Origin of the sequence: Oceanicaulis sp., from assembly GCF_051859625.1 — a bacterium.
Lineage (GTDB): Bacteria > Pseudomonadota > Alphaproteobacteria > Caulobacterales > Maricaulaceae > Oceanicaulis.
Window position 1 is genome coordinate 1,030,250 of record NZ_JBHYFH010000001.1, and the last position, 13,914, is coordinate 1,044,163.

The 13,914-nt window shown below is 63.5% G+C and carries 10 protein-coding genes; 4 read left to right on the forward strand and 6 right to left on the reverse strand.

Translation table 11 applies throughout. The annotated features are described in order from the left end of the window. Positions 1–35: 35 nt before the first annotated feature. The 6 genes from leuS to ACTIGF_RS04985 all read right to left on the reverse strand — a co-directional run bounded on the left by leuS (position 36) and on the right by ACTIGF_RS04985 (position 10,061). A complete protein-coding gene (gene leuS, locus ACTIGF_RS04960; RefSeq protein WP_439635812.1) occupies positions 36–2,726 on the reverse strand; it encodes a leucine--tRNA ligase in 2,691 nt (896 codons plus the stop codon). Between the two features lie 20 nt (positions 2,727–2,746). After that, complete coding sequence (ileS, locus tag ACTIGF_RS04965; RefSeq protein ID WP_439635813.1) at positions 2,747–5,917, reverse strand: isoleucine--tRNA ligase; 3,171 nt, start codon at positions 5,915–5,917, stop codon at positions 2,747–2,749. 157 nt (positions 5,918–6,074) lie between these two features. Then, entirely contained in the window at positions 6,075–7,220 is a 1,146-nt protein-coding gene (locus tag ACTIGF_RS04970; protein ID WP_439635814.1) for a trans-sulfuration enzyme family protein, read from the reverse strand. Further along, positions 7,213–8,160: an alpha/beta fold hydrolase gene (locus tag ACTIGF_RS04975; protein WP_439635815.1), complete on the reverse strand. Its 948-nt coding sequence runs from the start codon at positions 8,158–8,160 to the stop codon at positions 7,213–7,215. Before ACTIGF_RS04975 ends, ACTIGF_RS04970 begins: the two co-directional genes overlap by 8 nt. Continuing rightward, positions 8,157–9,137 (reverse strand): homoserine dehydrogenase, encoded by a 981-nt coding sequence (locus ACTIGF_RS04980; protein ID WP_439635816.1) that lies wholly within the window; start codon positions 9,135–9,137, stop codon positions 8,157–8,159. Before ACTIGF_RS04980 ends, ACTIGF_RS04975 begins: the two co-directional genes overlap by 4 nt. 219 nt (positions 9,138–9,356) lie before the next feature. Continuing rightward, a complete protein-coding gene (locus ACTIGF_RS04985) occupies positions 9,357–10,061 on the reverse strand; it encodes a sulfite exporter TauE/SafE family protein (RefSeq protein ID WP_439635817.1) in 705 nt (234 codons plus the stop codon). A 375-nt stretch (positions 10,062–10,436) separates the two neighbouring features. Here ACTIGF_RS04985 and ccoN point away from each other — a divergent pair, with 375 nt between their 5' ends. The 4 genes from ccoN to ccoP are packed head-to-tail and all read left to right on the forward strand — an operon-like array spanning position 10,437 to position 13,843. Then, positions 10,437–11,918 (forward strand): cytochrome-c oxidase, cbb3-type subunit I, encoded by a 1,482-nt coding sequence (ccoN, locus tag ACTIGF_RS04990; protein WP_439636648.1) that lies wholly within the window; start codon positions 10,437–10,439, stop codon positions 11,916–11,918. 10 nt (positions 11,919–11,928) lie between these two features. Then, positions 11,929–12,687, forward strand: a complete 759-nt coding sequence (gene ccoO / locus ACTIGF_RS04995; RefSeq protein ID WP_439635818.1) for a cytochrome-c oxidase, cbb3-type subunit II — start codon at positions 11,929–11,931, stop codon at positions 12,685–12,687. A gap of 6 nt (positions 12,688–12,693) precedes the next feature. Beyond that, complete coding sequence (locus ACTIGF_RS05000; protein WP_439635819.1) at positions 12,694–12,882, forward strand: cbb3-type cytochrome c oxidase subunit 3; 189 nt, start codon at positions 12,694–12,696, stop codon at positions 12,880–12,882. Next, a complete protein-coding gene (gene ccoP / locus ACTIGF_RS05005; protein ID WP_439635820.1) occupies positions 12,875–13,843 on the forward strand; it encodes a cytochrome-c oxidase, cbb3-type subunit III in 969 nt (322 codons plus the stop codon). The genes ACTIGF_RS05000 and ccoP overlap by 8 nt, the downstream gene beginning before the upstream one ends. The last annotated feature ends 71 nt before the right edge of the window (positions 13,844–13,914 follow it).

The window sequence follows — 13,914 nt, forward strand, 5'->3', positions numbered from 1 at the left end:
AACCGCCGGGGCTTTCTTCATTCGTACGCCGGGGATTAGCCCAGCTTGGGCACATTCACGAGCTTCACCCGGCCCGACTTCTTGTCGCGCACCACGATGACGCGGTTCATGTCGACGCCGTCGATCGGCTTGCCCATCTCGGCGAGACGCGCCAGCGACGCATCGCGCACGGTCTGGTCGTCCGCGTCCGGAGCGAGGGTGATGGTGGCGCGGCGCTTACCGCCTTCCTGCACCACCACTTCGATCTCCTCGATCGCGGCGTCCAGATCCGCTTCGTTCGCGGTCGGCCATCGGGCGTCGAAGACGGACGGATTGTGACCGGCCTTCTCCCACAGTTCTTCCGCCATGAAGGGCGCAAACGGCGCGAGCACGGTGATGAACTGATCCAGCACGGCCTTGCTGACCGGCTGACCTTCCACCGCGTTGAGGAATTTCATCAGCTCGGCGATGCCGGTGTTCAGACGCAGATTGTCGAGGTCTTCGGTGACCGCGAGCACCAGCTTGGTGAGCGCCAGGTTGACAGGCTTGCTCTCTTCAGACGACGGATTGGCGAGGCCTTCGGTCGCAAACCGCCAGACCCGGCGCAGGAATTTCAGCGCGCTTGAGACCTTCTCTGTCTCCCATTCACGCATCGCCTCGACCGGGCCCATGAACATCATGTGCACACGGAAGGCGTCCGCGCCGAAGCGCTCGACCACATCGTCTGGGGTGACGACATTGTGGAGCGATTTCGACATCTTCGCGCCCACGCGCTCGACCACATCGCCAGAAGGCTCGTGCACAAACGTACCGTCCTCGCGCTCGACCACTTCGTCGACCGGCAGGATGATGCCGCGGGCGTTCTTGAAGGCGTGGCTGGTCAGCAGACCCTGGTTCACCAGCTTCTGGAAGGGCTCCTTGGTGGAGACCAGACCCAGATCAAACAGTACTTTATGCCAGAAGCGCGCATACAGCAGGTGCAGCGTCGCATGCTCGGCGCCGCCCACATACAGATCGACCATACCCCAGGCTTTTTCGAGCGCGGGGTCGACCATGGCCGTGTCATTCCTGGGATCCTTGAAGCGCAGATAATACCAGCACGACCCCGCCCATTGCGGCATGGTGTTGGTGTCGCGGCGACCTTTCATCCCGGTTTCGGGATCGGTGACCTCGACCCAGTCCTCGGCGCGCGCGACGGGGGATTCGGCGTGACCGGTCGGCTTGTAATTGTCGATATGCGGCAAGGTCAGCGGCAGCTGATCCTCAGGCACAGTGGTGCGGGTGCCGTCTTCCCAATGAATGATCGGGATCGGCTCGCCCCAATAGCGCTGACGGGCGAAAATCCAGTCGCGCAGATTATAGCTGATGACGCGCTGGCCAACGCCTTGCGCTTCAAGATGATCGGCGACCGCCTCACGCGCGTCACGCCAGCGCACGCCGGCCTGATAAAGCCCTGAATCATCAGGCGCCGCCAGCATGACGCCGTCCTCGGTCCAGCATTTTTGCCCCGCCAGCACGGCGTCGCGCTCCGGCGCATCCGCCCCCGGATCAATCACAGGCACGATGTCGAGGCCATAGGTGTTGGCGAAGGCGAAATCGCGCTCGTCATGGGCCGGAACGCCCATCACCGCGCCCGTGCCGTAATCAGGCAGCACATAATCGGCGACGAAGATCGGCACGGCGCGTCCCGTCACCGGGTTGATCGCACAGCTGCCCGTGGGCGCGCCGGTCTTCTCGGCGTCCTTGGTGCGGTCCAGATCAGATTTGCGCGCGGCCTCGTCGCGATAGGCGTTCACCGTGGCTTTCTGATCATCCGTCGTCAGAGCATCAAGCAGTTCATGTTCGGGCGCCACGGCCAGGAAGGTCACCCCGCCCAGCGTATCCACGCGGGTGGTGAAGGTCTCGACGTCCAGATCCGAGCCCTGCACCTTGAAGCGCAATTGCACGCCTTCAGAGCGGCCAATCCAGTTGCGTTGGGAATCCTTGATGCCTTCAGGCCAGTCGAGCGCGTCCAGATCGCTGATCAGGCGCTCGGCATAGGCGGTGATGCGCATCTTCACCTGTTTGAGCGGGACGCGAATAACCTCATAGCCCTGCTCGGACTTGCCGTCGAAAACCTCTTCATTGGCGAGGATCGTGCCCAGCTCCGCGCACCAGTTCACCGGCGCGGTCTCGTAATACACAAGCCGACGCGCGTCCTGATACTCCTGAACCGCCAGCTTGCCCTGCGCCTCGATCTCAGCCGGGATCGGCAACTCGCTGATCGGGCGCGCCGCATCGGCCTCCGCATCGTAAAAGGCGTTATAGAGCCGGGTGAAGATGAACTGGGTCCAGTGATAATAGTCCGGGCTCGAGGTCTGGATCTCGCGATCCCAGTCATACCCGAGGCCCAGAAGATCCATCTGGCGCTTGTAATTGGCGATGTTGGCTTGGGTGGAGACTTCCGGATGCACGCCCGTCTTCATGGCGTAGCGCTCGGCGGGCAGGCCGAAGCTGTCCCAGCCCATCGGGTGCAGCACTTTATAGCCGGCCATGCGCTTATAACGGGCGACAATGTCCGTAGACAGATATCCAACCGGGTGACCCACATGCAGACCCGCACCCGACGGATAGGGAAACATGTCGAGCACGTAGAAGGTCTTGTCGCCCGGCTTGGGGTCCGGCGTGGCGTTCGTCTTCGCCAGCGTCCAGTACGCGCGCCACTTCTTCTCAAGGGCGTTGAACTCGTATGCGGTCTGTTCGGTCATCAAATATCGTCCCGGACGGCCTACGCCGCCGCTTTCTCTACACTGATGCGCACCGCATCGCCCTGAACATCGGTCTCGCTGACAAAGCCTGCGCCCGCCTCGGTCGACAAGCTGACAGCGAGGGTTTCATCACGGATGAAATCACCATGCTCTGCAATCGCCGCCGCCACCGCGTCGCCGCCGGAAATGCCCAGCGCAATCCGGTCCGACACATCCAGCCCCGCATCCTTGCGGGCGGTCTGGATGGCGCGGATGAGATCGCGCGCCAGGCCTTCACGCGCCTGATCTTCATCCACAGACGTATCGAGCACGATGGCGCCGGTGCCCGCGAACGGCTCGGCGTCCGAGCCCTCGTCGGTGACCACGCGCATGGTGAACTCTTCCGCGGCCAGGGTCTGGCCCGCCACACTCGCCGTGCCGTCATCATTGAGGATGAAATCGCCAGATCGCGAGGCCGCCATCACGTCTTTCATGGCCTTGCCCAGGCGCTTGCCGATGCGCGGATCGGGTTTCAGCTCCACCCGGCCATAAGCGTCGAGATCGGTGGACGTGGCCACGGCGCGCACATTCACCTCGTCACGGATCAGATCCGCAAACGGCTCCAGCGCTGCGCTGTCCGCATGCACGATGGTCAGGGTCTTGAGCGGCAGGCGCACCCGCAGGCGCGAGCGCTCGCGCACGGCCAAAGCCGCCGAACACGCATCACGCACCAGATCCATCGAGCGCACCAGCGCGTGGTCAGAGGGAAACTCCTCCGCCTTGGGCCACAGCGCCAGATGCACGGAGCGGTCGCCCGTCAGCGCCTTGTAGACTTTTTCCGACACGATCGGCAGCAGCGGCGCAAGCACGCGGCAGACCTTCACCAGCACCGTGTAGAGCGTGTCAAAGGCGGCGTTCTTGGCCGCCTCGTCCTCAGAGCCCCAGAACCGGGCGCGCGAGCGGCGGATATACCAGTTGGTCAGGGCGTCGAAAAAGGCCGTCGCTTCCTTGCAGGCGCGCGGCACGTCATAGCCGTCAAGCGCCGCCTCGACCGCGCTCGCCAGCTCACCGGTCTTTGTCAGGATATAGCGGTCCAGCGGATCATCGGCCGAGGTGATGATCTGCGGCTGGCGCTCTTCGAGATTGGCGTAGAGCGAGAAGAAGGAATAGGCGTTCAGAAGCGGCGCAATAGCTTCGCGCTGCACGCTGGCGATCTCGCGGCCTTCTTTCGGCACCAGCAGGTCGCCGCCCGTCAGAACGGGTGAGGAGATCAGGAACCAGCGCATCACGTCCGAGCCGTACTGGTCAAAGAACTCCATCGGGTCGGGATAATTGCGCAGGCGCTTGGACAGCTTCTGGCGGTTCTCGTCGAGCACCACGCCATGACAGATCGCGTTCTTGAACGGCGGTCGGTCAAACAGCATCGTCGACAGCACCATCAGCGTATAGAACCAGCCGCGCGTCTGGGCGACATATTCAACGATAAAGTCGGCCGGGAAGTTCGCCTCGAACCACTCCTTGTTTTCAAAGGGGTAGTGGACCTGCGAATAGGGCATGGAGCCGGAATCAAACCAGACGTCGAAGACGTCCTCGACGCGGCGCATGGTGGATTTTCCGGTGGGATCATCCGGGTTCGGACGGGTCAGCTCGTCGATATAGGGCCGGTGCAAATCGGTGACCTTGACGCCGAACTCCGCCTCCAGCTCCTCGATGGAGCCATAGACGTCGACGCGCGGATAATTGGGATCATCGGACACCCAGACCGGGATCGGCGTGCCCCAGAAGCGCGAACGGGAGATGTTCCAGTCCTGCGCGCCAGCCAGCCAGTTGCCGAAAATGCCGTCCTTGACGTGAGCCGGCGACCAGTTGATTTCCTGATTGAGTTCGACCATCCGCTCGCGGAAGTTCGAGACTTTCAGATACCAGCTGTCCACCGCCTTGTAGATCAGCGGCTCGTCGGTTCGCCAGCAATGGGGATAGTTGTGATCATAGGTGTCATGGCGGAAGAGTTTGCCCTCTTCCTTCATGCGCTGGATGATCGGCTTGTTGGCGTCAAACACCAGCAGGCCTTCGTAATCAGGGATTTCGCTGGTGTAGCGGCCCGCCTGATCAACCGGCACGACCACGCCGATGCCCGCCTTGCGGCAGGCGTTCAGGTCATCCTCGCCAAAGCCCGGCGCCATGTGAACGATGCCGGTGCCGTCCTCATCGACGACGAAGTCTTCCAGAAGGATCTGGTGCGCGTTCTCACGGCCGACGAAATAATCAAACGGCGGGTGGTATTTCAGGCCCGCAAGCTCTGACCCCTTCACCGTGCCTACCTGCTCGGCGCCCTCAAGCTGCTTCTTGTATTTCTCCAGTCCGTTTACGGACAGAATGAAGCGCTCCTCGCCCTTTTGCATGATGGCGTAGGTGATGTCCGCGCCCGCAGCAGCGGCAAGGTTGGAGGGCAGGGTCCAGGGCGTCGTCGTCCAGATCAGGATCTTCGCGCCCGACAGCTCGCCCTGGCCCTCTTTGAGCTCAAAGCCGATGGTGACGGCGGGGTCGGTGCGGTTGCGATAGGAGTTATCGAGCCGGGTCTCGAAGTTCGACAGCGGGGATTCCACGGCCCAGGAATAGGGCACGACCCGATAGTCTTTATAGACCAGGCCCTTGTCCCAGAGCTGTTTGAACGCCCACAGCGCGCTTTCCATAAAGCTGGTGTCGAGGGTTTTGTAATCGTTCTCGAAATCGACCCAGCGCGCCGAGCGGGTGACATAGTCCTCCCACTCGCCGGCATATTTCATCACGCCGGCGCGCGCAGCGGCGTTGAACTTGTCGATGCCCATTTCCAGCACGGCCTTGCGCCCGGAAATGCCCAGATCCTTCTCCGCGGACAGCTCGGCGGGCAGACCATGGGTGTCCCAGCCAAAGCGGCGCTCGACGCGCTTGCCCTTCATGGTCTGGAAGCGCGGAATCACGTCCTTGGCGAAGCCGGTCAGAAGGTGCCCGTAGTGCGGCAGGCCATTGGCGAAGGGCGGGCCGTCATAAAACACGAACTGGTCGTCTTCGGGGCGCTCGTCGATGGACGCCTGGAAGGTGCCGTCCTGTTTCCAGAAGGCGAGAATGTCTGAATCGATCTTGGGCAGCTCCGACGGTCCGGGAACCGTGGGAAAACGGCGCTCGGATGCACCTTCAGCCTTGTTGGCGTCGCTCTTGGTCGCGTCGGCCATATCAATCCTCGTCTCACATGTTTCTGACGGCTTCCCCACGCCTTTAAGCTGGCGCGTCAGATGACAATGCCATTCGCGGAGGAAAGCCTGCACCAGATAAGTACAGTCAACATGCGGCGGTACCCCCTGTATGCTCAGGGGTCAAGGCGCGGGGGCGCTAAAGCGCGTCCAGCGCCTGTTCAAGATCCGCCCAAAGATCGGTCGGCGCTTCCAGGCCCACTGACAAACGCACCAGACCGTCCGTCACCCCCGCCTCTTGCCGCGCTTCGGGCGTCATGGCGGCGTGAGTCATGGTGGCGGGGATGGCGCACAGGCTTTCCACCCCGCCCAGCGACTGAGCGAGGATGAACAGCTCAAGCGATTGCACAAACTGGCGCGCCGCCGCTTCACCGCCTGTCAGCTCCAGGCTCATCAGCGGGCCGAAACCGTCTTGCTGGGCCTTGGCGATGGCATGGCCGGGATGATCCTCAAGGCCGGGATAGTCGACCCGGACCACCTTGGGGTGGGATTTGAGGCGCTGGGCGATTTCCAGCGCTGACTCAGACTGGGCTTTCGCCCGCACCGGCAAGGTGCGCAGCCCGCGCAGGGCCAGAAAGGCGTCAAACGCCCCGCCCACGGCGCCCGCCGCGTTCGCCCACCAGCCGAGGCGCTCCACATGGTCGGGGTCCCGGGCGCAGACCACGCCGCCCACCATGTCGGAATGCCCGTTGATCATCTTGGTGAGCGAGCTGACCACCAGATCCGCGCCCAGCGCGATCGGGCGCTGGAGGGCGGGCGACAGCACGGTGTTGTCCACCACCGCCAGCGCCCCCGCCGCTTTCGCTCGCACGCAAGCGGTCTGAAGATCGGTCAGGCGCAAGCGCGGATTGGACGGGGTCTCGAAAAACACCAGATCCACCCCGTCCCACAACGCCTCTTCCAGCGCGGCGTCATCCGTGCAGTCCACATAGACGAGGTCAAAGCCGCGCTGCTGGCTGCGCGCATCCATCAACCGCCGCGTGCCGCCATAGCAATCATGGGCGCAGATGATGCGCGCCCCGTTGGGCAGCAGATTGAGCACCAGATCAATCGCCGCCATTCCCGAACTGGCCACCACCGCGCCGGAGGCCCCTTCCAGCGCTGCAAGGGCGGCGGCCAGTTCCGCCCGACCGGGTTGGCCAGTACGGGCATAGTCAAACGCGCCAGGCTGGGCCGGATCGGCCCGCCGATAGGCGCTGGATACCTGTATGGGCGCGACAACCGCGCCATGACCGGGGTCGCAATTGATCCCGGCGCGAACCGCGCGCGTGCGAAACTCAGTCATCTCGCCCCTCCAGAAACGCGTTCACCAACGCGGCCTCTTTGAGAAATCCGTCATGACCGTAAAGGCTGTCGCGAACGACCAGCTGCGCCTCGCACCCCGTCAGGGCGTCGCGTGTGGCCTGAATTTGAGCCAGCGGCGTGAGCGTGTCTGAGGAAAACGCCAGAAGGCGCACCGGACAGCGGATTTGAGACAGGTCCGGGGCGGCGGCCTCCATGGACGCCAACCGTGACAGGAAACGCTCTGGCGTGACGGTGCGGGCATATTCCGAGCCGCGGGCGGCCAGATAGGCCTCAACCCCGCCCGTCTCGCCGTCCGGGCCGAAGCGCTGAGCAAATTCCTCAGCCGTACGATACGTGGTCATGGCGAGACGGCGGGCGATGTCGACGCCGCGCGCGCCCTGCCCGGCGTCGATCGCCAGTTTGAGGATTTCACGCTGGATCGACCGCAATCCTTGGGTCATCGGATGCACGCCCGCACTGGCGCACAGAAGATCGAGCCGACTGACCCGGTCCGGCGCCAGGGTCGCCAGCGTCAGCCCCACCGTGCCGCCATAACTGGCGCCCACCAGCGAGAACCGCTCGATCCCGGCGGCGTCCGCCAGCATCAGCACCGCCGCCGCCTGATCCTCGACGCTGGGAAAAGGCTCGGCGGCGTCGTCCAGAAAATCCATCGACACCAGACGGCGCCGCGTGGGATCAAGCGCGCCGCCAGGCGCAGCCACGCCCGGCCACCAGCCCGGCCCCTCATCATCGTCGACCAGTCGCCGGTCCGCAGAAATGCCGCCCAGAACAAGCGTGGCGGCCCCGTCATCGGGACCGACCACCCGGCCGCGCACATCCGACCAGCCGCCGCCATTCGGGCGTTCGAAGCCGCAGCTATATTCCTGCACACGCCAATGAGAGGGTCGACATAGGCCGGTTTCTGACGCCAGCGCCGTCATGAGCGTTGAGCTTTCAGAAGACGGTTGAGATCGCCGATCAGACTTCCGGCGGTCGGCAGACGCCCTGCGCCCTTGCCGGCCACAATCACTTCCGCGCCGCGTTCTGGCAGCAAAACGACCACATTGCCTTCCGCCCGCGCCCGCGACAGCGGATCATTGAGCGGCAGCGCCTCCAGGCGCACTTGCGCGCTGACGCCCGACGCCGAGCGCGACAAACACCCGATCTGGCGGATGCGGCGACCATCCTGTCGCGCCGCCTCCAGCACATGGGCGGGCAGATCCCGGATCGAGGCTTTAGGGATGGCGGCCGGGTCCAGATCGACGCCCCAGGCGTCCCGCGCGATCAAAGCCAGCTTGTTGGCGGCGTCGAGACCATCGAGGTCCGCGCTCGGATCCGCTTCGGCGAAGCCTGCGTCTTGCGCCTCTTTAACAGACGCCGCGAGACTGCGGCCCGAGGCCAGACGGTCGAGCACGAAATTGGATGTGCCGTTCAAGACGCCGCGCACCCGGCCCACTTTGACGCCGCTGTCACGCAGACGCGCCACGGTTTCCAGAACCGGCGCGCCGCCGCCCACTGCGGACGAGCAGGCGAAGACACGGCCCGCTGCGCGGGTAGCCTCGACCAGATCCGGACGGCGTGCGGCCACATCTTTGTTGGCGGTCACCACATGACAGCCCTCATTCACCGCACGCTCAACCAGCGCTTCAGCGACTTCGCCGCCGGGCAGCGCTTCGATCACCAGCTCTGGCCGAAGCGCGAAAATGGCGTCGGCGTCCGTGAAGACAGGAAAGCCCGAAACGCCTTCAGGACGCGGGGTGCGGGTGAGAATGCCCAACAGTTCAATTCCATCCGGCAAGCGCTCGATCACGCCGCCGCCCACCACGCCGCAGCCCAGCATGATCGCGCGCATGCGGCGAACCGGCGGATGGGTCGGTGAGGACTGTGCGGGGCGATCCAGCAAGGCCGGATAGGTCATGATGCTCTCCTTAGGTTCTCTCACGCGCCGAACGTGAAGCCGGAGCGGAACAAGCCAGAGAGCGGTGCGTCGAGGCTGTCCAAGGCGGACGGGGGGATGTCTGGTTCAAACAATCTCGACGCTTCGCTTTAGCCGCACTTATTCCGCGCCCGCAAGCTGAAGCTCAAATCGGCGCAAATATGGATATAAGGATATGTTTATATCCTGTCCAGACCTTTTTCACATGCCGTGATCGAGCACCGTCCAGACTGCAAGGGCGATCAACGCGCCGCCGGCCAGAAGCCGCAGCCAGAGCTGACGCGCCAAAGCTTGCAGGGCGCCCACGCCGAGCCCGACCGCCATCAGGGCGGGCACGGTTCCAAGACCGAACCCGGCCATGACCAGGCCGCCCTGAACAGGCGATCCGGTCAGCCCGGCGTAAAAGGTCATCAGATAAATCAAGGCGCAGGGCATCAACCCCCAGACAAGACCCAGACCGACCGGACCGAAGCGGTGTAAATGGTGCAAGCGCTTGGTGATCGGCGCCGCCAGGCGCGCGCCAAGGCGTCCGGCGTGACCGCCGAAGATCGGGATTTCCATGACCGAGAACCCGGCCGCCATCAACACCAGCGCAGAGAGATACCGTGCAATGTCATGAAAGACCGCGGGAGGACGTGAATCCTGCAAGCCCCAGCCGATAAACCCCGCGATCACGCCCAGCCCCACATAGAGCGCAATCCGCGCCAGCTGAGCCTGCAGCAAACGCGAGGCGCGGCGGACAGGCGAAGCCCCCTCGCCCCCGCCCAGCGCCAGCACGGCGGCGATGCCCCCGCACATGGCCAGGCAATGGGCGCTGGTGGACAGGCCGGCGATCAATCCCGCCAGGAAATCAATCTCGACCCGGCCGCCCAGAAGCGGCCCCACATCCATGCCGGGGTGTGTCAACGTGTCGCCTCCTTAAGAACTTGCGCTGCGCAGCGCGTTAAAACCCTTGAAATACTGTGGGAAACAAGGTGATCTCGACGCAGCGGACTGTATGGCGGGCCGCGAAGAAAAGGTGCTGAGGCATATTGCCATAGTTTCATCTTCAGCATTTCCCCGCCAAGAGAGTTCCGGACATTGCCTACATCAGGGAGGGGCGAAATGACCGCGCACGCGGAGCGACCCAAAACCGGCTTAGACGCCAACGCTATGATTGTCGGCGGCATACTGCTGCTTGGCGCCCTTTGGTCGCTGTTCGCAGCCGCCAATGGCGCAGACGCGAATATGAGACTTCACGCCTGGGTGATCGGGGCTGGCTTCGTGCTGGGCCTGTTCGGCATGGTGGGCGTGTATTCAAACGGCGGCGTCGAACGCGACCCCGCCGAATACAATGAAAACATCGTCAAATACGGCGTCATCGCCTCGATGTTCTGGGCGATTGCAGGCCTTCTGGTCGGCGTGATCATCGCCTCGCAACTGGCCTGGCCGGCGGCGCTCTCATTTGACGCGCTTCCGCAGCTCAACTTCGGTCGTCTGCGTCCGGTTCACACCAGCGCGGTGATCTTCGCCTTCGGCGGCAATGTGCTGATCGCCACCAGCTTCTATGTGGTCCAGCGCACAACGCGCGCCCGCCTCGCCGGCGGCGTGTGGCCCTGGTTCGTCTTCTGGGGCTATCAGCTGTTCATCGTGGTCGCGGCCACGGGCTATCTGCTGGGCATCACCCAGTCGAAAGAATACGCCGAACCCGAATGGTACGCCGACATCTGGCTGACCCTCGTCTGGGTGGTGTATCTGCTGGTGTTCCTGGGCACGCTGGCCAAGCGCAAAGAGCCGCACATCTATGTGGCGAACTGGTTCTATCTGGCCTTCATCGTCACCGTGGCGATGCTGCACGTGGTCAACAATCTGGCCATGCCGGCGTCTTTGCTGGGTTCGCGCTCCTATTCCGCCTTCTCGGGCGTGCAGGACGCTTTGACCCAGTGGTGGTACGGCCACAACGCCGTGGGCTTCTTCCTGACCGCCGGCTTCCTGGCGATCATGTACTACTTCATCCCCAAGCGGGCTGAACGGCCGGTCTATTCCTACCGCCTGTCGATCATCCACTTCTGGGCGCTGATCTTCATCTATATCTGGGCGGGGCCTCACCACCTGCACTACACGGCGCTGCCGGAATGGGCGCAGACGCTGGGCATGACCTTCTCGATCATGCTGTGGATGCCGTCCTGGGGCGGGATGATCAACGGTCTGATGACCCTGTCAGGGGCATGGGACAAACTGCGCACCGACCCGGTGATCCGCATGCTGGTGGTCTCGGTGGCCTTCTACGGCATGTCGACCTTTGAAGGCCCGGTCATGTCGGTCCGCGCGGTGAACTCGCTGTCGCACTACACCGACTGGACGATCGGCCACGTGCATTCGGGCGCTCTGGGCTGGGTGGGCTTCATCTCCTTCGGCGCGATCTACTGCCTGGTTCCCTGGCTGTGGAAGCGCAAGGGCATGTTCTCACGCGCCCTGATCGAATGGCACTTCTGGATCGCGACCCTGGGCATCCTGCTCTACATCACCTCCATGTGGGTGTCGGGCATCATGCAAGGCCTGATGTGGCGCTCCTATGACTCGCTGGGCTTCCTGGAATACTCGTTCGTCGAGACCGTTGAAGCCATGCATCCGTCCTACATCATTCGCGCCCTGGGCGGGCTGATGTACCTGGCGGGCGCTCTGTTGATGGCGTGGAACGTCTACAAGACCATCAAGGGCGACGTCGCAGATACCGAGGACGCGGTGAACCCGCAGTCCGCCGCTATCCAACCGGCCGAATAGGGAGGCGGATATGGCGAAAAAAGAAAATCCGATCTGGGGCTGGCACAAGAAGGTTCTCGAGCAGAACTCGCTGGTGCTGACCGTGGGCGTGCTGGCTGTCGTCTCCATTGGCGGCCTGGTGGAGATCGCTCCGCTCTTCTATCTCGATGAGACCATCGAGGAAGTGGAGGGCGTGCGTCCCTACTCACCGCTCGCGCTGATGGGCCGCGACATCTACATCCGGGAGGGGTGCTATAACTGCCACTCCCAGATGGTCCGCCCGCTGCGCGACGAGGTGGAGCGCTACGGCCATTACTCGCTGGCCGCCGAGAGCATGTATGACCACCCCTTCCAGTGGGGCTCCAAACGCACCGGGCCGGATCTGGCCCGGTTGGGGAACAAATATTCTGATGAATGGCACCGCGACCACATGCGCGATCCGCGTTCGGTGGTGCCGGAATCCATCATGCCGCCCTATGCGTTCCTGGAGAACACCGAGCTTGAAACCGAAGTGGTGGAAGGCCGTTTGCGGGCCCTGCGCCGGCTGGGCGTGCCTTACACCGACGAGATGATCGAGAACGCGGAGTCCGATCTGGAGGCCCAGCTCGATCCCTATTCGGCCAGTTATGACGCCTTCGTGGCCCGATATCCGGGCGCGCCGATCCGCGATTTCGACGGCAACCCGGAGATGGTCTCCGAGCTCGACGCCCTGATCGCGTATCTGCAGGTGCTCGGCACGATGGTGGACTTCTCCACCTATCAGGCCGACGCCGACGAGAACCTGAGGTAGGTCGTCATGTACGAAATGCTGTCAAGCTTCGCACAGACCTGGGGGCTGATCGGCTTCGTGGTGATTTTCGCCACGGTGCTGGTCTACGCCCTCTGGCCGAAAAATCAGGATAAATTTGACGACGCCGCGCGCGTGCCGCTTGAAGACGACGCACGCCCGGCGGCCGCCTCGGACACGGAGGACACTCATGTCTGACGAGCACAAGAAAGACGTCGACGCCTATAGCGGCGTGGACACGACGGGCCATGAATGGGATGGCATCAAGGAGCTGGACAACCCGCTGCCGCGTTGGTGGGTGTGGGTGTTTTACGCCTCGATCGTCTGGTCGGTGATCTATTGGGTCTTCATGCCGTCCTGGCCGGGCCTGCCGGGCATGGACGGCCATTTGCGCGGCGTCCGCGATCACTCTGAACGCGCCAATGTGGCCGTGGCGATCGCCGAGCTTGAAGAAAGCCGCGCGCCGATGTTCACCCGTCTCACCGAGGCGGCGGACACGGGCGGCATCAGCGCCATTGAAGCGGATCCGGACCTGTTGAACTTTGCGCTGGCCGCAGGCTCATCGGCGTTCGGCGACAACTGCGCCACCTGTCACGGCGCGGGCGGTCAGGGCTTTATCGGCTATCCCAACCTCAATGACGATGTGTGGCTGTGGGGCGGTTCGTTCGACGATATCCGTCACACCCTGCATGTGGGCATTCGCTGGGAGAACAATCCCGACACCCGCTTCTCGCAAATGCCGGCCTATGGCCGCGACGAGCTCTTGAGCCGTGAGGAAATCTCGGCGGTCACCGATTACGTCATGACCCTGTCTGACATGATCGAACCCACCGAGGCGGGCCAGACCACCGGCGCTGAAATCTTCGAATTCCAGTGCTCGGCCTGCCATGGCCCCAACGGCATGGGCGACCGCATGCAGGGCGCGCCCAACCTGACCGACCAGGAATGGCTTTATGGCGGCACGCGTGAGCAGATCTCCAACACGATCTGGCGCGGTCCCTACGGCATGATGCCAGCCTGGGAAGGGCGTCTGGATGAAGAAGTGATCACGGCGCTGGCCGCCTATGTCTATCTCTTGGGCGGCGGTGAAAGCGATGGGGCTTACACCGAGGCCAGTGCGGCCGACGCCATGGACACGCTGGACGCGGCGGGCCGCTAGGACGGTCTCACGCGCCACAAGTCTGACGATATTGCGCCATCTGGCTACACTGGGGCGAGCCAGGTGGCGCA

Bases quoted from the DNA above. Each gene is read 5' to 3' on its own strand.
- leuS (WP_439635812.1), bottom strand. From the start codon at position 2,726: ATGACCGAACAGACCGCATACGAGTTCAACGCCCTTGAGAAGAAGTGG.
- ileS (WP_439635813.1), bottom strand. From the start codon at position 5,917: ATGGCCGACGCGACCAAGAGCGACGCCAACAAGGCTGAAGGTGCATCC.
- ACTIGF_RS04970 (WP_439635814.1), bottom strand. From the start codon at position 7,220: ATGACTGAGTTTCGCACGCGCGCGGTTCGCGCCGGGATCAATTGCGAC.
- ACTIGF_RS04975 (WP_439635815.1), bottom strand. From the start codon at position 8,160: ATGACGGCGCTGGCGTCAGAAACCGGCCTATGTCGACCCTCTCATTGG.
- ACTIGF_RS04980 (WP_439635816.1), bottom strand. From the start codon at position 9,137: ATGACCTATCCGGCCTTGCTGGATCGCCCCGCACAGTCCTCACCGACC.
- ccoN (WP_439636648.1), top strand. From the start codon at position 10,437: ATGGTGGGCGTGTATTCAAACGGCGGCGTCGAACGCGACCCCGCCGAA.
- ccoO (WP_439635818.1), top strand. From the start codon at position 11,929: ATGGCGAAAAAAGAAAATCCGATCTGGGGCTGGCACAAGAAGGTTCTC.
- ACTIGF_RS05000 (WP_439635819.1), top strand. From the start codon at position 12,694: ATGTACGAAATGCTGTCAAGCTTCGCACAGACCTGGGGGCTGATCGGC.
- ccoP (WP_439635820.1), top strand. From the start codon at position 12,875: ATGTCTGACGAGCACAAGAAAGACGTCGACGCCTATAGCGGCGTGGAC.